Source organism: Plantibacter sp. CFBP 8775, assembly GCF_014839505.1.
Taxonomy (GTDB): domain Bacteria; phylum Actinomycetota; class Actinomycetes; order Actinomycetales; family Microbacteriaceae; genus Plantibacter; species Plantibacter auratus.
Window position 1 is genome coordinate 2,636,753 of record NZ_JACYNV010000001.1, and the last position, 21,980, is coordinate 2,658,732.

The window sequence follows — 21,980 nt, forward strand, 5'->3', positions numbered from 1 at the left end:
GCTCGCCCGATCGATTCAGGCAAGTGTGCTGGAGCGGCGGAGACCGGCCTATGGACCGATGATCCAGGTTTTCGCGTCAGGAGTGTGCCGTGGCGACGACCCCTCGCCGGGGTCAGCGCCCGCGGCGCCCCGAGAACAGTGCATGGAGGAGTGGCACGACGGAGACCACCATGAAGACGGTGCCGAGCACGGCATCGTCGGACCGGAGGACGGCTCCCGCGACGAGCAGCGCGGCGAACAGCACGGCCGAGACGACCCGGCCCGTCGTGCGGTCGAGCCGCGCGATCCGCTGTTCCAGTCTCGGGTTGGTGGTCGCGACGGTGCCGGCTTCGACCCGCGTGATGACCGCGTCGAGACGCTTCGGCAGGCGGACGGCGACCGTGGCGATGTCGAGTGCCTCGCGACCGAGGTCCTGGACGACGTTGCCGCGTTCGTCACGGAGCAGCTGCGCGGCGTAGGGCTCGACGGAGTCCCAGAGGTTGAACTCGGGGTCGAGTGCGCTGCAGACACCGGAGGTGAGCGAGATCGCGCGGATGATGAGCAGGAAGTTCTCGGGGAGCTGGAACGGCAGCGTCCGGATGACCTCGCTGAACTGGTTGCCGAAGTCGCGGAACTCCTTCGGGTCGACGTCGCGCAGTTCCGCGAACCCCATGCCGCCGAAGCGTCCGAACAGCGCGGTCATGGCCCGTTCGAGCTCGGTCGTGTCGGCCGAGGGCAGGAGGACGCCGAGGTCGCGGATCGCGTCGACCAGGCCCTTGCCGTCGCGCGATGCGGCGGCGATGAGCAGCTTCCGGAGGCCGCGCCTCGTGGTCGGCGGGACCTCGCCCATCATCCCGAAGTCGATGAAGGTCAGCTTCCACGGGCGCTCGCCCGGGGCGGCGTCGACGGGCGTCACGAAGATGTTTCCGGGATGCGGGTCGGCGTGGAAGAACCCGTTGGTGAAGAGCTGGTCGAACATGACGGCCGCGAACACGGGTGCCACGTCGACCGGGTCGATGCCGGCGGCGTGCAGGGCGTCGGCGTCGGTGATCTTGATGGCGGTGACGTCTTCGAGCGTCAGGACGCGCTGCGTCGTGCGCTCCCACACCACCGCAGGGACGGAGACGCGGTCGTCGCCGGCGAAATCGGCGGCGAACCGCTCAGAACTCGCGGCCTCATGGAGGTAGTCGATCTCCTCGAGGCTCGTCGCGGCGAACTCCTCGACGAGTGCGGGCATGTCGACGCGGTCGGAGACGAGCCGGACGCGGCGCAACCAGCCGCCCACCTTGCGCAGGGCGGCGAGGTCGACGGTGACGATCTCGTCGATACCCGGCCGCTGGACCTTGAGCACGACGGCGTCGAGCCCCGTGTCCGCGGCGAGCGCCGGAGCGAGCAGGGCGCGGTGCGCCTGGCCGAGCGAGGCCGCTGCGACGGGGCGTTCGTCGATGCCGGCGAAGACCTGCGAGAGCGGGACGCGGAGTTCCGACTCGGCGAGCGCGCGGATGCGAGGGAAGGCGACGGGCGGGACTTCGTCCTGCAGGCCTTCGAGCTCCTTCGTGATCTCCGGCGGGAGCACGTCAAGGCGCGACGACATGAACTGGCCGACCTTGATCATGAGGCCGCCGAGGTCCACGGCGAGCACGTGGAACCGTCGTGCGAACTTCTGCATGCGGCGCGTGCGGGTCCGCTCCGTCAGCTTGATGAGCCCGAATCGCGGCAGGACGATCTCGAACCACCAGGCAGCGGCCAGGTGCCAGCTCGCGAAGCGGAGGATGCGACGGTACCGGGCGCGCCCATGAGCGGGCGGGCCGGCTGGAACGCCGGCCCGCCCGCTCATGGGGAGCTCGCCGAAACGGGACGCCGAGTCGCTGGGCGTCCCGCCGGTCGACGACACTCGGTCAGTCCTGGGCGAGGATCGCGTAGAGGCGCTTGCGAGCTTCGTCGAGGATGGTGACGGCCTGCTGGACCTGCTCGGGCGTACCGGTGCGGCCGACCTGGGCTGCAGCCTGGGCCAGCTCGACGCCGGCCTTCGGCAGAGCGGTGAAGCCGGGGTGCTCGGACGACTCGGCGTTCTGCCACGGAGCGGATGCCCCGGACTCGGCGACCTCGTCGCGACCGGCCTCGGTCAGTGCGTAGGTCTTGCGGCCGCCCGACTCCTCGGCCGTGATGATGCCCTCGTCAGACAGCAGCTGCAACGTCGGGTAGACCGAGCCTGCGCTCGGCTTCCAGGAGCCGCCGCTGCGCTCCTCGATCTCGCGGATGATCTGGTAGCCGTGCATCGGCTGCTCGGCCAGGAGGGCCAGCACGGCGGAGCGGACGTCGCCGCGGCCGACGCGCGAGCCGGCGCTCTTCTCGAACTTCGAACGCAGCTGTTCCATCATCTGCCACATGCCGTCGGTCCCGAAGCCGGCTCCGTTGCCGAAGCCTCCGCCGTTACCGAACCCTGCGCCACCGAATCCTGCGCCACCGCTTGGGAATCCACCCATGATTGCTCTCCTTCGTCGTACGTGAACGATGCTCAACGATATATCGGTGAAGCTGTGAACGATATGTGTAATCGGAAGATCGTGATGGCGTAGCGTCGCCCTCATGAGCCCCTGGACCGCAGCAGACATCCCCGACCAGCACGGCCGCGTCGCGATCGTGACCGGCGCCAACAGTGGGATCGGCGCGGTCACGGCCCGCGAGCTCGCCGCCCACGGTGCCGCCGTGATCCTCGCCTGCCGCGATGCGGACAAGGGCGCGCGGGCCGCGGCGACGATGACCGGCGACGTCGAAGTGCGGCAGCTCGATCTCGCCGACCTGGCGTCCGTCCGTCGATTCGCCGACGGCGTCGAGCGGGTCGACGTGCTGGTGAACAACGCAGGCGTCATGGCGGTTCCCGAACGACGCACGGCCGACGGCTTCGAGATGCAGATCGGCACGAACTTCCTCGGGCCCTTCGCCCTCACCGGCCTCCTGATCGACCGCATCTCCATGCGAGTCGTGACGCTGTCGAGTGCCGCGCACCGTGCCGGCAAGATCGACCTGGCCGATCTCAACTGGCGCAACCGGACGTATCGGCGCTGGTCCGCCTACGGCCAGTCGAAGCTCGCCGACCTCATGTTCTCGGCCGAACTGCAGCGACGCCTCACGGCGGAGGGTTCTTCGGTGCTATCCGTGGCCGCACACCCCGGCTTCGCGTCGACCGAGCTCCAGTCCCACACCGAGTCCGCGCAGGGTCCGCTCCTCGCGTGGGGAACCCGGCTCCTCGGTCAGAGCGCTGAGATGGGTGCGCTTCCGACGCTCTACGCGGCGACGTCGCCCGATGTCGAGCCCGGCGGCTACTACGGTCCGAGCGGCTTCGGCGAGATGCGCGGCGGTCCGAAGCCCGTCGACCGGACCTCGGCGGCCCGCGACGAGCACGTCGCCGCCGAACTCTGGACGACGGCCGAGGCGCTCACCGGAGTCACCTACCGGTGAGCGCGCCCGGCCGTCCCGGCGTCACGCGGGAAGGCTCTCCTCGATCGCGGCGATGACCTCGGGGGCGTCCGGCTCGGTCGTCGGACGGAAGCGGTGCACGGTGCCGTCGGGCGCGATGAGGAACTTCTCGAAGTTCCACTTCACGTTGCCCGCCTTGCCGTTCGCGTCGGCGGTCTTCACGAGCTCCTGGTAGAGCGGGTGCCGGTTCCGGCCGTTGACCTTCACTTTGTCCATCATCGGGAAGGTGACGCCCCAGGTGGCCGAGCAGTATTCGGCGATCTTCTCGTTGTCGCCGAGCTCCTGCAGGAACTGGTTGCTCGGGAACCCGATCACCGTGAAGCCGCGGTCGGCGTACTCCTTCTGGAGTGCCTCGAGCTTCTCGTACTGCGGCGCGAGGCCGCAGCGGCTCGCGACGTTGACCACGAGTTTGGCCTTCCCGTCCCACTCCGCGAGGGTCGTGTCCCGGCCGTCGAGGGTGGTGACGGGGATGGTGTCCAGATCGGTCATGGTGTGATGCCTCTCATCTGTCGAACGACGTCCTGCCCGTGCACTGGTGTGCGCAAGCGGATCCACTCCGAACGCTACTCGCCCAGGACACGGCCGACGCCCTTTCGTCAGTGCGTTCCCAGCCGACAGCCGTTGACACCGCCTGCCCGCCGGTGGATCGTGAGTGCAGCAGATCGGAGCAGGACATGGGACGCATCCACATCGACCTCTTCATGACCCTCGACGGCGTCGCTCAGGCGCCCGGTGGGCCGGAGGAGGACCCCAGTGACGGGTTCGCGTTCGGTGGCTGGCAGGCGCCGCTCATCGACGAGGTCGACGGTGAGCAGATCGACGCCGGCATGGTGGGCATGGACGCCCTCCTGCTCGGTCGCCGGACCTACGACATCTTCGCCGGATACTGGCCGCACCAGGAAGGCGGCCAGGACGACGGCATCGCCAGGCTCTTCAACCGACTGCCGAAGTACGTCGCGTCACGCGAGCCGCGGGAGCTGGGGTGGGCGAACTCGACGCAGCTCGGATCGAACCTCCCGGAGGCCGTTCGATCACTGCGCGAGCGTCACTCGCAGATCCACGTCATCGGCAGCCTCGACCTCGTGCAGACCCTGCTCGCCGACGCACTCTTCGATCAGCTGAACCTCTGGGTGTACCCGATCACGCTCGGCGCCGGGAAGCGGGTCTTCGCCACCGGCACCGTGCCGTCCTCGCTGCGCCTGCTCGGCCCGGCGACCACCTCCCCTGCAGGGACCGTCCACCTCAAGTACGAGCAGATCGACGGAACACCGGCCACCGGCGACATGGGCGACCCGCGATGAGCGCGTCGGACGAGGCGTCGACGCAGACGCCCGACGCCGACACCCGCTTCGACACGGTCGTCGTCGGTGCCGGCGTCGCCGGGCTCGTCGCCGCACGACTCCTCGCGGCCGCCGGACGAACAGTGGTCGTCGTCGAGGCCCGTGACCGGGTCGGCGGGCGGGTGTCGACCGAGCGTCGCGACGGTCAGGTGACCGATCTCGGCGCATCGTGGGTGCACGGGGTGAACGACAGTGCGGTCGCCGCGGCGGCCGACGCGTTCGGGATGCGGACAGTCGAGTTCACCGTCGGCGGCTACCAGCCGGACAGCCGGCCGATCGCGTACTACGGGCCCGGCGGCGAGCGCCTGTCGGACGCCGAGGCTCGCGGCTTCGCCGAGGACGTCCACGCCCTCGACGCGACGCTCCTCGGTGTCGTCGCCGAGTCCACGCCGGACGCGTCTTACCGTGACGTGACGGAGGCGGCGCTCGCGTTGCAGGACTGGGACGCCGAGCGGGTGCAGCGGGTCCGCGAGTACCTGGAGCATCGTTCGGAGGAACAGTACGGCGCATGGATCGAGGACCTCGCGGCCCACGGGCTCGACGACGACGCGATCGACGGTGACGAGGTCGTGTTCCCCGAGGGGTACGACGTGCTCCCCCGGCGACTGACCGAGGGGCTCGACGTGCGCCTGGAGCACGTGGTGACGAATGTGCGGTGGTCTGCAGACGGCGTCGAGGTCACCGCGCAGGGACCGATGGGCGAGGTGGTGCTGCATGCGGGCTCGGTGGTGGTGACGGTGCCGGTCGGGGTGCTGCAGTCGGAGGAGTTCGCGATCGATCCCTCGCTGCCGGAGCCGGTCGCCGGCGCACTCTCGCGATTGCGGATGAACGCGTTCGAGAAGGTCTTCCTCCGGTTCGAGCGGCGGTTCTGGGACGACGACGTCTACGCCATCCGACAGCAGGGCCCGGAGAGTCGACGCTGGCACTCCTGGTACGACCTCACGACGGCGCACGGATCGCCGACGCTGCTCACGTTCGCCGCCGGCCCGACGGCCGTGGAGATCCGGGACTGGGACGAGTCGCGCGTCGTGGAGTCGAACCTCGAGCAGCTGCGGCGCCTGTACGGCGACCGCATCGGGGAGCCGACGGAGGTGCACGTCACGCGCTGGCATGACGACCCGTTCTCGCGCGGGTCCTATGCCTACATGACCGTCGGCTCGACGACCGACGACCACGACGCCCTCGCGACCCCGGTCGGCGGCGTCCTGCACCTCGCGGGCGAGGCCACCTGGACCGACGACCCCGCGACGGTGACGGCGGCATTCCACTCCGGCCATCGGGCGGCGGAGCGCGTCCTCGGTCAGTCCGTCCCGATCGACACCCTCTGGCGCGACGAGAGCGGAGTACCGGTCGTCAACCCGGTCCGATAGCCACCACGAGTGCGCTCTCGAGAGCGTCGAATGAGAGGAACCGTATGCGATTCATGATGTTCGTCCTCACGGACCCGGTACCCGACGAACCGACCGACGACTCCGACGTCGACCACTGGGTCCAGGAACTCGACACGACCGGGCGGCGACTCCTCGGCGACGTGCTCGATCCGAGCGAGGCGCGCGGCGTCCGTGTCCGCGCCGGCGAGCGCCTGGTCACCAACGGCCCGATCCCGGGAGCGACCGACACCCTCTGGGGCTTCGACATCCTCGAGTGCGCCGACCTCGACGAGGCGATCGACGTCGCCGCCCGCCACCCGATGGCCCGCAACGGCCGCCTGGAGCTGCGCCCCTTCCCGAGTTCTTAGGGGTTTCGCCCGGAGGACCACGAGCGAGTCCGGCGAGCTGCCGCAATCCGCAACCCGTAGGAGGTCCATCGAGGCTAGGAGACGCGCATCCCCTAGCCTCGGTGCATGCAGATCGAATACGTCTACTCCTTCGCCTCAGCCCTCTGGCTGACCGTCGCCATCCTCGCCGGCGGCTACGCGCGCACCCGGAACCGGTCGGCGTGGATCTGGTTCCTGCTCGTCTTCTTCTTCGGACCGATCGGCGCGTTCCTCCTGGTCGTCTTCCCCGTGGCGGAGCCGAAGCCGACGAGCTGAGTGCAATGAGGTAGTGGTCTTACAGACCGCAGTAGGCGCTTGCGCGGCGTCCGTGGTGGGCGCTAAGTGGTGGGATAGCCCTCCGCGAGGCTCCAAACGTATTTTTGCTACCTCCAGGAAACTCCTCGGACTCATCGCTCCCCGCTGTGCTGGGCCAGTCAGGGCGGTTCGGTTCATCGTCACGGCAATAGTCGTCGATGTCCTTCACACGACCAACGAGGCGCTCATCGCTCACGATGCCGAGCTGTGCCTGTCGTGTGCTCCAGCACCCTTGCCCAAGGAATTGCATTTGGTCTCACCATCTACAAACGGGTCATCGGCGACGAAATGGTCCACACCATGTGTTCGAACGCACCCGCCGACTACGCGCGTATCCAGAGAGCGATCTCGGGCAGCTGCTCCAGTGACCGCCTCGCCAGTTCCGGCATCGATCTGCCAACGAACGAGCTGCTGACCTTCGCGATGCTCATAGCTCTAGGCTGCTACGAACAACATGTCGTCGGCCAAACAACCCGCGAGACTGCACTCAGCGTGCTCGCCCAGCTACCCGCGGAACATCGATGCCCTCTTCGTTCCAGGAGGGTGGAATCCTAAGCCTCGGCGGCGACCCGATGCAGTGAGGAACTGTTTTCCCCTTTCCTCGCCTCATCGTCTATTGAGAACCCGCCGACCCTCACACCCTGCAAGGCACCGGGCAACTCTCTCGATCTAGCTCTCGCGGTTGGTTTCACGCGAGTGATAGAACGCAGCTTCTCCAGGTCAATCTCTCAGCCGACGGAAGGAAGACCAGGTAGCAACAGCTAGTGGACAAGAATTGTCCTTCCATGTTCTTCGCCGCACGAAGCCAATCTGGCTGGTGGTTGCCAGATCGCTGCCGCAGAGAACAGCCAGCTGCAGAACCACACCATCGCGAGCCTTCACCTGCCGAGGTGGCCTGTCACATCGAATCGCAAGACAGGGACGTACCAATCCAACAGCAATACTGCCGTCAGAACCAGACAGCCTGCTAGGTTATGTGAACTGGGAAGCGCGGCGAGTCGGCGCCCGAATCAAATGTGAGGTGCGGTGAAGGAGCTGCTAGCTCGACGGCTACTTGACGCCGTCATCGAGGGAACTGCGCATGAATCTGCACCTCTTGATGACGAAGTGGCTCGAATGACCTCCCAACTCACTCGGCTGGCTGCGGTGAAGTACGACGAGTATGAGGGCTACAGTCCAGCAGTCAAGTTCCTCGAGTCTCTGGCGACCTGGCTTACTTATTTTGACCAGGAAGATCGAAGGATCGCTCTGACGTTTATACTCGAGCGGCTCACCTTCATCTCTTCACCGGAACTTGACCACCTAGTGGGAACGGTTTACCCAGATGTACTTCGGCCCTACTTCATCCGCAAGGCCGCGGAATCGCTACCGGTGGAGCCTTGGAGGGTGGGACAGATCACGGCCACACAAACGTTTCGTGAAATTCAGCGACGCACACTGATCATGGGAATGAGCGACGGCGCACGCCTCGACAAACTACGGCGCGCCTCCAGCATGTCGACGGAACAGTTTCACCTGGTGTCCGTGATTGACGGAGCGAAGCAGGCCGACCTGAAAAAGTCGCTCAGGAAGGCCCTCGACAGCTTCTCTTCGAGCGAGCCGGCGACATTCACGACGGTGGTCGTGGTCGACGACTTCACTGCAAGCGGCACCACGATGTTACGACGCTCCGATCCGGCGACCGGCCAAGGCGATTCCGACGAGCCCACCATCGAGTGGGAAGGCAAACTAGTGAAGCTGGATAAGCACCTAGAACAATTGCGGGAGCACGAGATCATTGACCAGGATGCCGAGGTCATCGTTCTAATTTACTTGATGACACAACAGGCAAAGTTGACCCTCGACCAACGCATGAGCGAATCAGGCTTCGCATCCAAATTTCAACTTCGAGCCGTACACACTTTCGGCGATGAACTGCCGCTCGACGATGATACTGACGCCGACTTCTTGAGGCTCTGCGATAAGTACTTCCAAGAGGAGTGGGTCGATGAACACAACCGAAAAGCAGGCGACCCGCGACTCGGCTTCGGAGGAAGCCGGCTTCCGCTGATCCTTCACCACAACGCCCCCAACAATACACCGCCGATTGTATGGAAGGAACACGATTCGCAGGACAAAAAGAAGTGGTCTGGCGTGTTTCCTCGCCATGAACGCCACAGCTCGGAGCGCCCTTAGTGGTAATCAACAATCCATTCCGATTCCGCGCCACTGAGCAACTCCGACAGCTAACCAGCTTTCACAGTACCTTCGGCGTAGAAATGCTAAGTGCCCTACCCGACGGCGACGAACTTTGGGATCGGCTGATCGTTCTACGCAGCGCTCCTGGCGCGGGGAAAACTTCCCTGCTAAAACTCTTCTCGGCAGAGTCCCTCGCCCAACTCACGTCGTACGTGCATCCGGAGCCATCCGTCCACCTCTTGCGCCAAGACGTAGCAAAAAAAGGAGCGCTCCGCCAGACCAAGATCGCCAAGCTTGGAGTGCTACTCAGCTTGCGGCCCGACTACAAAACCTTGATCGATCTCGGACCCAACGGTCCGGGGTCATCGAAGGTATTATTCAAGCTCCTCGACGCGCGGATCCTGCAGGCCACCGTGGAAGCCCTGTCGGTCTCCGCTCACTTACCCTTTCTTGAGGGACTCGACCGAATCGAGTTTCACCTATCATCCTCGGATATTCCTGGCGGTGGCACAGCGCTCAGACAACTGCTAGGCGACTTGGAAGACCCTTCGGGCGTCGTTCGGGTTACAGCTGGCGAGCTATACCGTCGCTCTAGAGCGGTGGAGCTGGAGGTTCTCAGTCTCCTGGATTCACTAGTGCCGGTCGAGTGGGACAATATCGATGGTCACGCGAAGTTGTATAGTTTGGCAATACTCGAACGTGCTGGCATCTATGTTGACGGCAACATGATGAGTTATGAACCACTGCTTCTCATTGACGATGTTGATGAACTCCATCCCGAACAGCGTGAGGCGGTCTACGCGGCTTTAATTTCACGGGATATCAAGATCGCTAGATGGATTGCAGAGCGGCAAGCAGCAGTACCATCGCGAGAGCTTTTGGGCCGCACAGAGGGACGAGACCTAAAGATCATCTACGTCGACGACGCGAGCGTCATGAGCGAGGCAAAACGTCATCGACTATTCAAACACGTTGCAGATTCGCGAGGAGTAGCCGGCCTGCAGGCACTCGATGTACATACGCCGTTCACGGATCTTCTCGAAGGCGAAGCATCTATCGAACAGAAGAAGCTTGATCTTGCGTATAACGGAAGCCGAAGTCAGGTCGAAGCGTACGTGCGCGACCACCCTGCATACACTGGATGGCTCCTCGCAGCCCGTGAGCGGGCGACGCGCTCAAATCCACTCGAAGCCGCAATCATATATCGGGAGACTCTCATACGAATCGACCGCGAGCGGAGTAGAGCTAGCGAGACCTTATTTGATTTTGACTTCGAGAATGCACCAGAGGTCGAAGAGACAGGCACACCACAATCGAAGGACAAGGTCGCAGCACGACTCTTTCTTTCCGACGACTATCAGTTGCCCTATTACTACGGCGCCGAGGCGCTCTCTGTGCTGGCAAGCCGCAACGTCGAGCAGTATTTGCGTGTTGCTGGCGAACATTTCGATACAATGGTTGCCGCGGCCGCACGCCGGTCAAGGAATCGGAATGCAACACTTACCGCCGCAGACCAGGACCGCCTCATTAGACGCTCGAGTCGAGATTTCTGGAATTCAATCCCGCAACGAGTCAATTATGGCGCTGACGTACTAGCGTTGCTGACCGCGATCGCGGCTGTGAGCGTTGAGCAAACATATCGAAAGAACGCACCGTACGCGCCCGGTGTAACTGGAACCGCTATCCCATATCTTCAAAGAAACGCTCTCTTCGCTGATTCCGGAAAAGATGGGTCACCCACATCCCGCTTGAGGAATGCGCTAGCAAGCGCCGTATCGGAGAACCTCTTGGAAATGTCTGGCGAGATTGCCCGTGTCAAGAATCAAGATCTGATACTTCTTCATTTAAATCGGCTTCTGCTCCCTGCACTCAAACTGCCGTTGCAACGGAGCGGGTTCCGCGAGCAGAGCGTCGCAGTTTTGTCCCGACGAATGGCAGCAGTGGCGGATATGAAGCTCGATGCGTCCCGGGCACTTACAATCACGCCGACCAACGTGCCTGGTTGGCCGCGATGACCGGGGCAGCGGGAGCTCGAATTCGTTGGGATGACTATGTATTCACCGCAGACACGAATTCGAGCTGCCGAACGATTGCCGATGCAGCAAAGCTAGGGTCTGGACGGGTCCTACTGGTTTGTGGTGGCGGATTTGATCCGCGGACCCTCGATGCGCCTCGTGCTATCGCAACTTTAGGCATAGACACTCTCGACGTCATCGCGTTGCAGCCGAACGCTGAAGGGCTTCACGATCAAGCAGAAAGCGAAGCGACACGAAACGTTGCGGAGCTGGAGCAACGATTCGGTGGCCGGTTCCGCGTCGTGCGATCACCGGAAGTGGCCGAGGTGAACTCAGCTGGGACCATGTTGTCGCGGATCTTGGTGCACAATCACGACGTACTCTCTTACGACGCGGTCATCATCGACATGAGTGGTCTACCGTCAACCATCTCTTTCAGCGTTATCCAGTTGTTTTTGAATCAATCCGTGGCGGCTAGTGACAGATTTGACGGCAATCTCCTCGTTGTCGTCGCCGAAGACGCGACGGTTGACGAGCAGATCCGACGAAGCGGTCTAGGTCGGCCAAGTGTGCTGAACTCACTGACCAGGTTCCCGGACCGTCCAGCAAATGTGATCTGGATTCCCGTACTAGGGCCAGGTTCCTCTGAGCAGCTGGAGAAGCTCCGAGGAATGCTCGATCCGGAGGAAGTCTGCCCAGTAGTCCCGTTTCCCGCATCCTTCGCCCGGCGCGGGGACAATCTCATTGTCGAGCACGGCACGTTTCTATTCGATGAGATGCAGTTTGAGCCGCGAAACGTGCTCTACGCCACCGAGCTCAACCCCTTCGACCTCTATCGGCAGATGGTATCGCTCGCGAGGCGCTACCGAACGGCGCTCGATCCGTTGGGTGAACCAACGATTGTCACGAGTGAGCACGGCAGCAAGCTCCTGAGCCTCGGGGTCCTCCTCGCAGCGCATGAGGAACACATCGTGGTCGCGCAGGTAGACGCGCAAGCGTATCGGTTCGAGAGCTCAGAGACGGCGTCGCGGCGCGAGCCGGTAATCTATACAGCGTGGCTGACCGGCGAGCCCTACGCCGTCAGTGGCAGACAGGATGATGTGTCTGATGCGTAGGTATGCGGATGAGCTCGGCCATGTGCCACAGACGGCCGCGCTCGCCCAGGCCACCCCCGGCGCGGAGGCTCTGCAGGAATTCACAGGACTTCTCGCAGGGGTTCCTCTCGTTGCAGTCGGAAGCGGAGGGACCTCGGCGATCGCTGAGCTTGCGGCGCTCATGCACCGCTCTCACGCTCGTCAACCCGCCTCCGCGAGCACCCCGCTAGCATTCATAGAGTCCCCTCCTTCCCCGTTCGGCACGCTCGTCATGATCGTTTCAGCTCGAGCGAAACACCCAGATACAGCTTTGGCCGCGCGTCACGCCATCGCCGGTGGGCTAGATGTGATCCTCTTGACTGAGCGCGCCCTTGACGATCTTCCCGCTGAACTCTCGCATCCTCGGGTGCACGTCTTGAACGTCCCCGCGGGGCAACATCAGGATGGGTTCCTAGCAACGAACAGCATCGTAAGAATGGCGATCGTGTTAGCTCGCCTTTATGGCGTTCCTGTGCCGGCTTTCGAAGCGGCTGAAGCCGCTCCGGCGCTGCGCGAACGACTGATCGTGTTGCATGGGACAGATGGGCTTCCGGCTGCACGTGATATCGAAACGCGTATGCACGAGCTGGGTCTAGCAACGGTCCAAGTCACGGATTACCGCAACCTTGCTCATGGGCGCCACGTCGGCCTCAGTCGCAACGCCAAGTCCACGACAATTGTGGCTTTGACGACGGCCAGTTCGCGAGACTTGGCGGAAAAGACGCTGGCAGCAATACCGAAATCTGTCGATGTTGTTCGTCTCGACAGTGGTTTCTCCGGAGGAACAGGCGCAATCGACCTACTACGCCAAGTTCTCCCCCTGCCTAATGTGCTGGCAGCTTTAGCCGAGCTAGACCCAGCCAAACCTATCGTCCCGCCGTACGGCAGGCGCCTGTACCACTTGCCTTTCCTGCGTCTTTTCCCCTCTGTCGCGCAGGACCCCGTTGAAGTGAAGCTCCGCGCCGCCGGAGCCGACCCGGCGAAAGACCAAGCAGGAGAGTTCTACTCGAAGGCATACTCATCCTGGAGGAAGCAAATCTCCCAGACCAAATTTACGACGGTCATCCTCGACTACGACGGCACCTGCGTTGAGACAGGAGCACGTTGGAGCCTGCCAACCGGGAGCGTTCAGCACAGCCTCTTGCGCTTGCTCGAAGAAGGAGTGCGAGTAGTATTCGCGTCAGGACGCGGTGACAGCCTATACCGAGATCTCCGTAAGTGGGTCCCCGAAAGCGTCTCTGATCGTGTGCTGTTGGGATTGCATAATGGCGCGTGGATGCAAGAGCTGGCGGACGATCTACGTGCTCCCACCGAAACCCATCCGGCAGTTGCTAGAGCGGGAAGGGCACTGCTTTCTCTTGAGGAGATCAGGCTTGCAGCCGTCCGATGCGGATGGACACAAGTCTCTGTAGTGCCTGTGACGGTTGCAATGTCCATGCGGAGCCTGCGGGAATTGGTCGAAGTGACGATTCCCGAAGAGGTTCGTCCTCAGCTACGGATTATGTCGAGTGCTCACAGCGTCGATATAGTACCGGTCGAGTTCGGTAAGGCCGCGGTCCTGCGCGCCGTTGAGGATGAGAGCGGTATGACGCTGGCGATCGGCGACCAGGGCGGCGTCGGCGGAAACGACTACGATTTACTGCATTTGACAACGCGCTCAGTCACAGTCGACGTGACATCACCGGATCCGACCCGCTGTTGGCCGATCAGCCTGTCAAGTACCAAGGGACCGAGCGCTTTGACCCATTTGTTGGACTCATTCGAGTTGCGCGAAGGCGGTTTCCGCTTCGCACCACCCAGGTTGAAGGATGCCCGTGTCCGCTAAACGACGGCCAAGTCTGGCGAGCAGTGGTTATACGACCGTCGATGTGCTCTTGAACGGAGCACTACGCGCTGCGCCCGGAGGAACCGCGTCCAACGTGGCGCGTGCGGCTCTGACTCTTGGGTGGTCGAGCGCAGTGATCGGTACCATCGGAGATGATCCAGCGGGAAGGTTCGTCTCTGAGCAGTTGCACGCAGATGGAATCGACACGACACATTTATACAATGATCACCGGTGGACCACTCCGGTACTTGTTCAAGAAGCGCACCTCGACGACCACCGGTGGCGATTCCAGTGCCCGATCTGCGGCACTAAGTTCGCCTCATACAGGCCTCCATCCGAGGATCTCGCGGCCGCAGTTGTTGATGAGTCCACCACACCAGATGTTTTCTTCTTCGATCGTGTCAGTCGGTTCACGCTTGAACTCGCTCGTCGCTGGCGGGAACACGGGAGCTTTGTGGTTTTTGAACCGTCGACTGTCGGCCGATCCCACCTTTTCGACCAAGCGGTGCAGGCCGCCGATCTGATCAAGTTCAGTTCGCAGCGAGCCCCGGCATTCCGTGACCGGCTGGTCTCGGCTCCCGGCCTAATTGTGGAGACGCTCGGCTCGAGCGGAGCCCGCTACCGTCGGAACATCCAAGATGGCTGGGTCCGTGTTGCTGCTCGACCTATCGAGGATGTCGTCGACTCCGCTGGCGCTGGCGACTGGACCACCGCGGGCCTTATCAATGACCTACTGCTCGATGGCCACGTCGCACTCGAGCGGATCGAATCAGCGCTTATTGCCGGCCAAGAACTCGCGGCACGATCGCTTAGCTGGGAAGGCGTTCATCCCGAAGCAATGAGGCGGTTCGACATCGCTTTTGAACCCTTCGGCTGCCCTCGTGTGACGAGGTCGCGTTAGAAGTGCCTGCTCCGCAGACTGACTCCATCGCCCGCTCGCTTGCTAGACAACTTGCACATCGAACTCCGGTCCCCTCACGATCACCCGACGACACTACGGGAGCAAATGATTGGACCCGAATTATGAGTTGGGGTGTGCCATACGGAACCAGACAGCAACTTCCCGCTATCACAGTCGGTCAGCACCAGCATTGGCCGCTCGGTGTCGGCTCCGTGCACTAGCAAGTGCAATCATGCTGAGCAGCTCGGACCGCGCTAGCCGTCTCGAACCCCTCGTTCTAGCAGCGTCCCACCGGATACGGCCAGAATCGCGGGACTCGGCCTACAAGGAGATCACGTTCTCCTGCTCGAACAACAGAAATAGCAGTTTGACCTGGGGCTAAGCCGAAGACCGTGCTCATCAGGGATGATCGCACACATTGCCAGGGTCAGGGCAACCGACAAAGGGCCCGCTGGGCGGTGACAACCAGCACGATCAGGCGGAGGCTGCCAGCGTGAAAAGTTTCGCTGCAGTCCAGAGCACGGCGCTCTAAGGGTCGGATCAATACTGTCCAACGAAAAAGTCCCGGAAACCAGATGGTTTCCGGGACTTCATGGTCGGGCTGACAGGATTTGAACCTGCGACCCCTTGACCCCCAGTCAAGTGCGCTACCAAGCTGCGCCACAGCCCGATGCCATCTCCGCGAGCGGAGAAGACAACTCGAACAGTCTAGCGGATTCCGAGAGCGCTCCGTGACACGGCTCTAGCGAGCACAGCCCGGCTCAGACATGCCGCACTCGTCGGGCGGGAGGTCTCCCCTGCCCACCCCCGCACGGGGCACGCTACCGTGACTCGTCCGCGCCCGCGTGACAGGACGAACCGACCGACCCGGTCACCCGACGAAGGACCACCATGCGCTACAGCCACTACTGGAAAGAGGTCCGCGTCGCGGCCCTCACCGCCCTGCCCGTCGCGATCGTCTCCGGCTTCGTGCAGGTCAGCCGCAACACCCCGATCGACGACGCCATCATCGGCGGCGCCATCACCTTCGTCGCGTTGTCACTGCTCATCCCCGTCGTGCGCCACTGGCTGCACCCCGAGTCCCGCGGCTGACCACCGCGACACGACGAGGCATCTCCAGGACGCATCCCACGATGTGCCGAGAGAACCGGGCAGGTGCCCGGACAGGCGCTACTCAGCCTTGCGATCCGCGACGAGCTGATCGCGCACCTTGCGCCGCAGCACCTTACCGATGAGCGACGTCGGCAGCTCGTCGAGCTGCACGACCCGCTTCGGCACCTTGTACGCCGTGAGGCGGGTCCGGCAGTAGTCGCGCAGCGAGCCGGCGTCGAACACCGTCCCGGCACGCATGACGACCGCGGCCGTCACGTCCTCGCCACCGGAGTCGCGCGGCAGGCCGACCACAGCGGCCGACTCGACGTCCGGGTGCGACAGGAGCGTCTCCTCGACCTCGGACGGGCTCACGTTGAACCCACCGGTGATGATGAGCTCCTTCACGCGGTCGATGACCGTCACGAAGCCGTCCGCCGACACCGTCACGATGTCACCGGTCCGCAACCAGCCGCCCTCGAGCAACGCCTCGCGCGACTCGTCCGGACGACCCCAGTACCCCTGGAAGACCTGCGGGCCACGGAGCAGCAGCTCGCCCGACTCCCCCGCCGCACGATCGACCGTCGGGTTCTCGGGGTCGACGACACGGATCTCGGTGCTCGGGAACGGCACACCCACGGTGCCCGGCCGACGCGACGGACCGATCGGGTTGCCGAGCGCCACCGGCGACGACTCCGTCATCCCGTAGCCCTCGACGAGCAGACCGCCGGTCGCCTCCTCCCACCGCGTCACCGTCGACACCGGGAGGCTCATCGCCCCGGAGATCGCGAAGCGGACACTCGTCAGGTCGACGCCCTTGCGGCTCGAAGCACGCGACAGCGCGTCGTAGATGGGTGGCACCGCCGGCAGGAACGTCGGCGGGGACTTCTTCGCCGCCGTGAGCACCAGCTCCAGGTCGAACTTCGGGAACAGCACGAGCCGCGCCCCGATGCTCATGGCGAACGTCAGGCACAGCGTCATGCCATAGGCGTGGAACAGCGGCAGCACCCCGTAGAAGACCTCGCCGCCCTCGCTCAGGCCAGGCACCCAGGCGCGTCCCTGCTCGGCGTTCGCCCGCAGGTTGCGATGCGTCAGGATGGCACCCTTCGGTGCCCCGGTCGTCCCGCTCGTGTACTGCAGGAGCGCGGTGTCGTCGAGCGTCGGACGCACGACCCGCTTCGACAGCTTCCGTCCGCCGATCAGGCGTTCCCACGGGAGCACGTGCTTGGCCGACGGGGTCGCGGTCATCGCCGCACGCGACTCGCGCGCACGCTTCACCGGTAGCCGGAGCGCCAGACGCTTCGACAACGGCAGCGCCTGGGTGATGTCGACGGACACGATCCGGCCGCGCATCACGTCGGCCGGAAGGTCGGCGACGAGGTCGTAGACCTTGTCCCACACGATCGCGACGTGCGCGCCGTGGTCCTCGAACTGATGCCGCAGCTCGCGAGCCGTGTAGAGCGGGTTGTGCTCGATGACCGTCGCACCGAGCCGGAGCGCCGCGTAGAACGCGACGACGTGCTGCGGGCAGTTCGGCAGCACGAGCGCCACGCGGTCGCCCGGCTTCACGCCGAGCTTGCGGAGCCCCTCGGCCGCTCGCGCGACCTGTTCGCCCAGCTCGCTGTAGCTCGTCTCGGCACCGAAGAACTCCAGGGCGATGCGATCACCGAAGCGCTTCACCGAGGTGTCGAGCAGGTCGACGAGCGTCTCGGTGACCTCGTCGATGTCGGCGGGCACGCCACTGGCGTAGGACGACAGCCACGGCCGCTCGGCCAGGCGCTGGCGCTGGGCCTCGCCGGCCTCGGTCGGCTCCGACGACTGCTCGCCCTCGCGCTGCTCGGCTGTGTTTCCTCGATGGTCCACGACGATCCTCCAGATGACACCGTGCGCACCGCACGCATGCCTCCACCCTAGGCGGGCGCGTATGCCCGACCGGGGATGCGACGGGACCGCTTGACAAGCTCCAAAGCGACACCGGTGAATCGCGCGAACAACCGTGGAGCAACGCCAGAAGCCGGCCACCCCAGGGCGACCGGCTCCCGATGATCCAGCGACTCAGACGGCGTCGGGTGACGCGGGCGTCTTCGGCTGACGCTTCGCGGCCGCAGCGGCGTTGTCGGACATCGCCTGCTGGAGGTTCTCCCCCAGCGCGCCACCGGCGACCCCGCCCAGGAGGGCGGACAGGTCGAGCCCGGTGATGTCCTTGACGACCTTCGGAACCTCGCTGACCACCTGACCGACCGTCTTCGTGACGGCGGACGCGCCCTCAGTCGAGATGACCGTGAGGTTCGAGATGTTGCCGAGCGGCTCCGAGACGGCGCGCGTGATCTCGGGCAGACGGGCGATGATCTCGGAGGCCAGACCGGCCTCACCGTACTTCTTCAGTGCCTCCGCCTTCGCGTCGATCGCCTCGGCCTCCGCCAGACCCTCCGCGGCCACAGCCGACGCCTTCGCGTCACCCTGGGCGCGGATACCCTCGGCCAACGCGATCTGCTTGTCGCGCTCAGCGGTACCGGCGAGACGCACGGACTCCGCAGCCGCCTGGGCGTCCTGCACCGCCGCGACCTTGTTCGCCTCGGCGATGGTCTTGCGCTTGAACGCGTCGGCTTCCGTCGCGGCGTTGGCTGCATCACGAGCCGCCTGCGCGCGCTGGACCGTCGCGTACGCGTCGGCTTCGGCCGGCTTGCGCACCTCGATGTCGAGGCGCTCCTGCTCCACCTTCGCCTTCTCGGCGAGGGCTTCGCGCTCCTGCTCCGCGACCAGGCGGTCCTGCTGCGCCGTGGCGAGCTGGCCGGAGGCCTCGGCCTCGGCGTTCGCGCGGTCGGTCTCCGCCTTGATCGTCGCCTGCTTGAGGCTCAGGGCCTTCTGCCGCTCCGCGACCTGCTCCGCCGCTTCGATCCGCGCGAACTCGGACGCACGAGCGGTCTCGGCTTCCTTGATCTCCGCGTTCTGCCGCGCGAGCGCGTTCTCCGCTCGACCGAGGTCGGCGAGGTAGTTGGTGCCCGGCGTCGAGATGTCGGAGATGTTCAGCAGGTCGACCTGGAGGCCTTGCTCGGCGAGATCCGTCTTGGTCGCCTCGACCACCGCTTCGGACAGGGCGTTGCGGTTGGAGATGATCTCCTTGATCGGCATGTTTCCGATGATGGAACGCAGCGAGCCTTCGAGGGACTGCTGGATGATCTGCGTCAGCGACCCCTGCTGCGAGAGGAAGCGCTGCGCAGCACGGCGCACACCCTCCGGCGTGCCGGAGACCTTGAAGTTCACGCTCGCCTGGATGGCGACCTTGATGAAGTTGGTGTCGACGCCCTCCACGACGATGCCGATCTGGCGCTGCTCGAGCGAGATCGGGAAGCCCTGCTGCAGGATCGGCCAGATGAACACCCGCCCACCGATGACGACTCGCTGACCGCCATCGGGCTCGCCCGTCTTGGCGCCGGCCCCCCGACCGACGATGACGAGCGCCTGGTTCGGCGGTACGCGCTTGATCCGTCCGGCGACGAACGCGACGATCGCGAGCGCCACCACGACGAGTGCGATCACGGCGATCACTGTGATGTTGGTGGTGATGAAGTCCATAGGGCAGATGCCTTCCCCTCGAGGGCGTGCTGGTGGATGGATGGAATCAGGGCTGCATGTCGGCAGCGGCTCCGCTCGATGCGGGTTCGACCTTCACGCGGGAGCCCTGGAGCTCGACCACGCGGATCCGGCTGCCCGTTTCGATCCGCGTGTCGGAGAAGGCGAGGCGCGTCTCGATCTCGTGCGGACCGTCGAGGCTGACTTCGCCGAAGGAAGCCGAGATGGTCGACCGGGCGACGCCGTAGAGGCCGAGCGGTGAACTCGGCGCGCCGTCCTCCGAGCGCTTGAAACTCCGGATCATCAGCTGCACGCCGACGAGCACGAGGACACCGATGACGGCCGAGATGACATACGCGGACCAGGGAGGTAGCCCGTTCGCGAGCACGATCGCGCCGACCGCACCGAAGACGGTGAACGCGCTCCCGAGCGCGGTGGCCGAGACGGCCCCGTCCAGGAAGTCGAAGATCTCACCGAAGACCAGGGAGATGAGGACGATCACGAGACCGACAGCGCCGACGATGATGAACAGGGTCATGGCACCAACCCTACTGAACGCCCAGGCGACGTGCAGGAAAGCGGTCTCCCGTGATGGCGGCGACGGGCTGCGGGCTCCTGTGGAGCGACTGCCGCTGCCCTCAGACCGTTGCGTCGAGCAGGTCCGTCAGCCAGCCGGCACCGCGCGTCGTCGCGCCCAGACCCTCGACGCGTTCCCGCAGCTCACGGTCCGAGGTGACCACGACGACCGCGCCGTCGAGCCCACGGACGACGTCCACGATCGCGTCGTCGCCACTCCCCGCCGCGTCGACGACCGAGACGCCCGCTCGCAGCTCATGCCCGGGCTCTCGCACGTCATCATCGGTGTGGGCACCGCGGGCCTGTCCTTCGACGACGGCGACGCAGGCCGGCCACCAGCGGTTGAAGTCGAGGTCGAGCGCCTGGGCGTCGAGGCCCTCGTGTGCGAGACGGCCGAGTCGCGCGACGAACCGCTGCGCGGCTCCGGCACGATCCTTCCACCACCCGTCCGGTCGCGAGCCGACGACATTCGCGACGTCGACGACGACCGTGACGCGGCGCTCGAGCTGCGACCGCAGGCCCGGCCACGAATCGGCGAAGCCGGGGTGCAACGGCAACGTCTCGACCTCGGCGAGCGGCACCCAGGCGAGGGCGATGCTCTCCGGGTCGGAGACCACGGGTTCGAACGGCTCGACCGCCTCGACGATCACCGTCGTGTACGACCAGAACCCGAGATCGAGCACGGAGTCGAACCGCAGCTCGATCGACTCGGCGGGGACTCCCGCCTCCTCGTGCGACTCGCGGACCGCGCCGTCCACAGCGCTTTCGAACTGGTGACGCGCGCCTCCCGGGATGCCCCAGGTGCCGCCGAAGTGGCTCCAACCGGCCCGGTGCTGCAACAGCACGCCACGCGCTCGATCGTGCACGAGGAGTCCGGCTGCACCGAAACGACCCCAGTACTTCCGGCCGTCCCCGGATTCGACCCAGGCATCCCCGGCGTCCCGGACGGGGCCGCCGGGAGGATGCGCATCAGTCATTGGACCAGCCTGGCACGAAACGCTGTGCGCCACCCCCTTGCCCAGGGTCATCTCCACCGCACGTGCGGAATATGTTATATATTGAACTCCAGTATTGCATCGGCCGCGCTCGCGCCCGCCGCATCGAACCCACGCGAAGGACCCTCATGGATGCACGTCAACGCCGGACGCGGGCACGGCTCGCGCGCACGATCCTGCAACTCGCCGCAGAACGTCCCACCTCCGAGATCTCCGTCTCGGAGATCGCCGCTCGCGCCGGCATCAACCGATCGACCTTCTACCAGCACGCGGCGGCGCCGTGCGAGCTGCTCGAATCGGTCCTCGCCGAGGAGCTCACGGAACTGAGCATGACCCATCTGGCGACCGTCTCCGCGGACGACGCCCCGGCGGCGATCACCCGGGCCACGGTCGCCGCGCTCCGCCACATCGACGAGCGCGCCGACATCTACCGCATCGGTCTCGGCGACGACCTCATCGGCGCGAGTCTGCAGCCGATGCTCAACCGGGTATTCACATCCACCGTGCTCGACATCTTCGAGCGCGGGGCGATCACCCTCCCCCACGCCGAATGCCTGAGCGAGGAGCAGCACGAGCTGTTCATGCGATCAGCGGCGCACTTCGTCGCCGCGGGCTCCGTCGCGAGCTTCCGTGTCTGGCTCGACACCCCAGCACCACGCGACGTCGAGTCGTTCCTCGAGGTCATCCGCGAACTGCTCCCGAGCTGGTGGCCGTTCGAGACCGAACACGGGCCCGCCCTGGCGCCCGCGGACGAATCCGCCCTCGCTCGCTCCTGATCACACCTCGACCAGTACGACGAAGGCCCGGGACCACTCCATGGAGTGG

At 64.8% G+C, this 21,980-nt stretch carries 19 protein-coding genes and 1 tRNA gene; 12 read left to right on the top strand and 8 right to left on the bottom strand.

The genetic code is table 11. The features are described 5' to 3' along the window. Nucleotides 1-112 precede the first annotated feature (112 nt). Complete coding sequence (locus tag IFR14_RS12435) at nucleotides 113-1,816, bottom strand: ABC1 kinase family protein (protein ID WP_191941165.1); 1,704 nt, start codon at nucleotides 1,814-1,816, stop codon at nucleotides 113-115. A gap of 61 nt (nucleotides 1,817-1,877) precedes the next feature. Further along, complete coding sequence (locus tag IFR14_RS12440; protein ID WP_124769454.1) at nucleotides 1,878-2,369, bottom strand: PadR family transcriptional regulator; 492 nt, start codon at nucleotides 2,367-2,369, stop codon at nucleotides 1,878-1,880. Between the two features lie 199 nt (nucleotides 2,370-2,568). On the opposite strand from IFR14_RS12440, the gene IFR14_RS12445 reads away from it, so the two are divergent. Then, nucleotides 2,569-3,441 (top strand): oxidoreductase, encoded by an 873-nt coding sequence (locus IFR14_RS12445; RefSeq protein ID WP_191941166.1) that lies wholly within the window; start codon nucleotides 2,569-2,571, stop codon nucleotides 3,439-3,441. 21 nt (nucleotides 3,442-3,462) lie between these two features. Here the strand turns inward: IFR14_RS12445 and IFR14_RS12450 are convergent, their stop codons facing one another. Further along, complete coding sequence (locus IFR14_RS12450) at nucleotides 3,463-3,948, bottom strand: glutathione peroxidase (RefSeq protein ID WP_056005205.1); 486 nt, start codon at nucleotides 3,946-3,948, stop codon at nucleotides 3,463-3,465. A 185-nt stretch (nucleotides 3,949-4,133) separates the two neighbouring features. On the opposite strand from IFR14_RS12450, the gene IFR14_RS12455 reads away from it, so the two are divergent. From IFR14_RS12455 to IFR14_RS12495, 9 genes are all read left to right on the top strand, one after another. Beyond that, complete coding sequence (locus IFR14_RS12455) at nucleotides 4,134-4,760, top strand: dihydrofolate reductase family protein (protein ID WP_191941167.1); 627 nt, start codon at nucleotides 4,134-4,136, stop codon at nucleotides 4,758-4,760. Further along, nucleotides 4,757-6,169 (top strand): flavin monoamine oxidase family protein, encoded by a 1,413-nt coding sequence (locus IFR14_RS12460; protein WP_191941168.1) that lies wholly within the window; start codon nucleotides 4,757-4,759, stop codon nucleotides 6,167-6,169. The genes IFR14_RS12455 and IFR14_RS12460 overlap by 4 nt, the downstream gene beginning before the upstream one ends. A 44-nt stretch (nucleotides 6,170-6,213) precedes the next feature. Next, on the top strand, nucleotides 6,214-6,537 hold the full coding sequence (locus IFR14_RS12465; RefSeq protein WP_191941169.1) for a YciI family protein: 324 nt from the start codon (nucleotides 6,214-6,216) through the stop codon (nucleotides 6,535-6,537). A 105-nt stretch (nucleotides 6,538-6,642) separates the two neighbouring features. Continuing rightward, nucleotides 6,643-6,831, top strand: coding sequence for a hypothetical protein (locus IFR14_RS12470; protein ID WP_191941170.1), 189 nt, complete (start codon nucleotides 6,643-6,645; stop codon nucleotides 6,829-6,831). A gap of 1,185 nt (nucleotides 6,832-8,016) precedes the next feature. Next, nucleotides 8,017-9,045, top strand: coding sequence for a phosphoribosyltransferase-like protein (locus IFR14_RS12475; RefSeq protein WP_191941171.1), 1,029 nt, complete (start codon nucleotides 8,017-8,019; stop codon nucleotides 9,043-9,045). Further along, the gene (locus IFR14_RS12480) at nucleotides 9,045-11,063 is read left to right on the top strand and encodes an ORC-CDC6 family AAA ATPase (protein ID WP_191941172.1); all 2,019 of its coding nucleotides are present in this window, start codon (nucleotides 9,045-9,047) and stop codon (nucleotides 11,061-11,063) included. The genes IFR14_RS12475 and IFR14_RS12480 overlap by 1 nt, the downstream gene beginning before the upstream one ends. Continuing rightward, a complete protein-coding gene (locus tag IFR14_RS12485) occupies nucleotides 11,060-12,178 on the top strand; it encodes a hypothetical protein (RefSeq protein WP_191941320.1) in 1,119 nt (372 codons plus the stop codon). The genes IFR14_RS12480 and IFR14_RS12485 overlap by 4 nt, the downstream gene beginning before the upstream one ends. 454 nt (nucleotides 12,179-12,632) lie before the next feature. Further along, the gene (locus IFR14_RS12490) at nucleotides 12,633-14,021 is read left to right on the top strand and encodes an HAD family hydrolase (RefSeq protein ID WP_191941173.1); all 1,389 of its coding nucleotides are present in this window, start codon (nucleotides 12,633-12,635) and stop codon (nucleotides 14,019-14,021) included. Further along, nucleotides 14,005-14,922, top strand: coding sequence for a PfkB family carbohydrate kinase (locus tag IFR14_RS12495; protein ID WP_249406913.1), 918 nt, complete (start codon nucleotides 14,005-14,007; stop codon nucleotides 14,920-14,922). Before IFR14_RS12490 ends, IFR14_RS12495 begins: the two co-directional genes overlap by 17 nt. Nucleotides 14,923-15,515: 593 nt before the next feature. Here the strand turns inward: IFR14_RS12495 and IFR14_RS12500 are convergent. Next, nucleotides 15,516-15,592 (bottom strand) — tRNA-Pro (locus IFR14_RS12500). Between the two features lie 221 nt (nucleotides 15,593-15,813). On the opposite strand from IFR14_RS12500, the gene IFR14_RS12505 reads away from it, so the two are divergent. Next, on the top strand, nucleotides 15,814-16,014 hold the full coding sequence (locus tag IFR14_RS12505) for a hypothetical protein (protein WP_159878993.1): 201 nt from the start codon (nucleotides 15,814-15,816) through the stop codon (nucleotides 16,012-16,014). Between the two features lie 78 nt (nucleotides 16,015-16,092). Here the strand turns inward: IFR14_RS12505 and IFR14_RS12510 are convergent, their stop codons facing one another. The 4 genes from IFR14_RS12510 to IFR14_RS12525 form a co-directional block, all read right to left on the bottom strand. Further along, complete coding sequence (locus IFR14_RS12510) at nucleotides 16,093-17,787, bottom strand: long-chain-fatty-acid--CoA ligase (RefSeq protein ID WP_194718983.1); 1,695 nt, start codon at nucleotides 17,785-17,787, stop codon at nucleotides 16,093-16,095. Nucleotides 17,788-18,066: 279 nt separating this feature from the next. Then, nucleotides 18,067-19,587, bottom strand: a complete 1,521-nt coding sequence (locus tag IFR14_RS12515) for a flotillin family protein (protein ID WP_064295482.1) — start codon at nucleotides 19,585-19,587, stop codon at nucleotides 18,067-18,069. Nucleotides 19,588-19,633: 46 nt separating this feature from the next. Continuing rightward, a complete protein-coding gene (locus IFR14_RS12520; RefSeq protein ID WP_191941176.1) occupies nucleotides 19,634-20,122 on the bottom strand; it encodes an NfeD family protein in 489 nt (162 codons plus the stop codon). 100 nt (nucleotides 20,123-20,222) lie between these two features. After that, on the bottom strand, nucleotides 20,223-21,137 hold the full coding sequence (locus IFR14_RS12525) for an NUDIX domain-containing protein (protein WP_191941177.1): 915 nt from the start codon (nucleotides 21,135-21,137) through the stop codon (nucleotides 20,223-20,225). 146 nt (nucleotides 21,138-21,283) lie between these two features. On the opposite strand from IFR14_RS12525, the gene IFR14_RS12530 reads away from it, so the two are divergent. Then, a complete protein-coding gene (locus IFR14_RS12530; protein ID WP_191941178.1) occupies nucleotides 21,284-21,931 on the top strand; it encodes a TetR/AcrR family transcriptional regulator in 648 nt (215 codons plus the stop codon). Nucleotides 21,932-21,980: the final 49 nt, after the last annotated feature.

Bases quoted from the DNA above. Each gene is read 5' to 3' on its own strand.
- IFR14_RS12465 (WP_191941169.1), top strand. From the start codon at position 6,214: ATGCGATTCATGATGTTCGTCCTCACGGACCCGGTACCCGACGAACCG.
- IFR14_RS12470 (WP_191941170.1), top strand. From the start codon at position 6,643: ATGCAGATCGAATACGTCTACTCCTTCGCCTCAGCCCTCTGGCTGACC.
- IFR14_RS12485 (WP_191941320.1), top strand. From the start codon at position 11,060: ATGACCGGGGCAGCGGGAGCTCGAATTCGTTGGGATGACTATGTATTC.
- IFR14_RS12440 (WP_124769454.1), bottom strand. From the start codon at position 2,369: ATGTGGCAGATGATGGAACAGCTGCGTTCGAAGTTCGAGAAGAGCGCC.
- IFR14_RS12525 (WP_191941177.1), bottom strand. From the start codon at position 21,137: ATGACTGATGCGCATCCTCCCGGCGGCCCCGTCCGGGACGCCGGGGAT.
- IFR14_RS12515 (WP_064295482.1), bottom strand. From the start codon at position 19,587: ATGGACTTCATCACCACCAACATCACAGTGATCGCCGTGATCGCACTC.
- IFR14_RS12445 (WP_191941166.1), top strand. From the start codon at position 2,569: ATGAGCCCCTGGACCGCAGCAGACATCCCCGACCAGCACGGCCGCGTC.
- IFR14_RS12495 (WP_249406913.1), top strand. From the start codon at position 14,005: ATGCCCGTGTCCGCTAAACGACGGCCAAGTCTGGCGAGCAGTGGTTAT.
- IFR14_RS12490 (WP_191941173.1), top strand. From the start codon at position 12,633: ATGGCGATCGTGTTAGCTCGCCTTTATGGCGTTCCTGTGCCGGCTTTC.
- IFR14_RS12505 (WP_159878993.1), top strand. From the start codon at position 15,814: ATGCGCTACAGCCACTACTGGAAAGAGGTCCGCGTCGCGGCCCTCACC.
- IFR14_RS12530 (WP_191941178.1), top strand. From the start codon at position 21,284: ATGGATGCACGTCAACGCCGGACGCGGGCACGGCTCGCGCGCACGATC.
- IFR14_RS12435 (WP_191941165.1), bottom strand. From the start codon at position 1,816: ATGAGCGGGCGGGCCGGCGTTCCAGCCGGCCCGCCCGCTCATGGGCGC.
- IFR14_RS12455 (WP_191941167.1), top strand. From the start codon at position 4,134: ATGGGACGCATCCACATCGACCTCTTCATGACCCTCGACGGCGTCGCT.
- IFR14_RS12450 (WP_056005205.1), bottom strand. From the start codon at position 3,948: ATGACCGATCTGGACACCATCCCCGTCACCACCCTCGACGGCCGGGAC.
- IFR14_RS12460 (WP_191941168.1), top strand. From the start codon at position 4,757: ATGAGCGCGTCGGACGAGGCGTCGACGCAGACGCCCGACGCCGACACC.
- IFR14_RS12520 (WP_191941176.1), bottom strand. From the start codon at position 20,122: ATGACCCTGTTCATCATCGTCGGCGCTGTCGGTCTCGTGATCGTCCTC.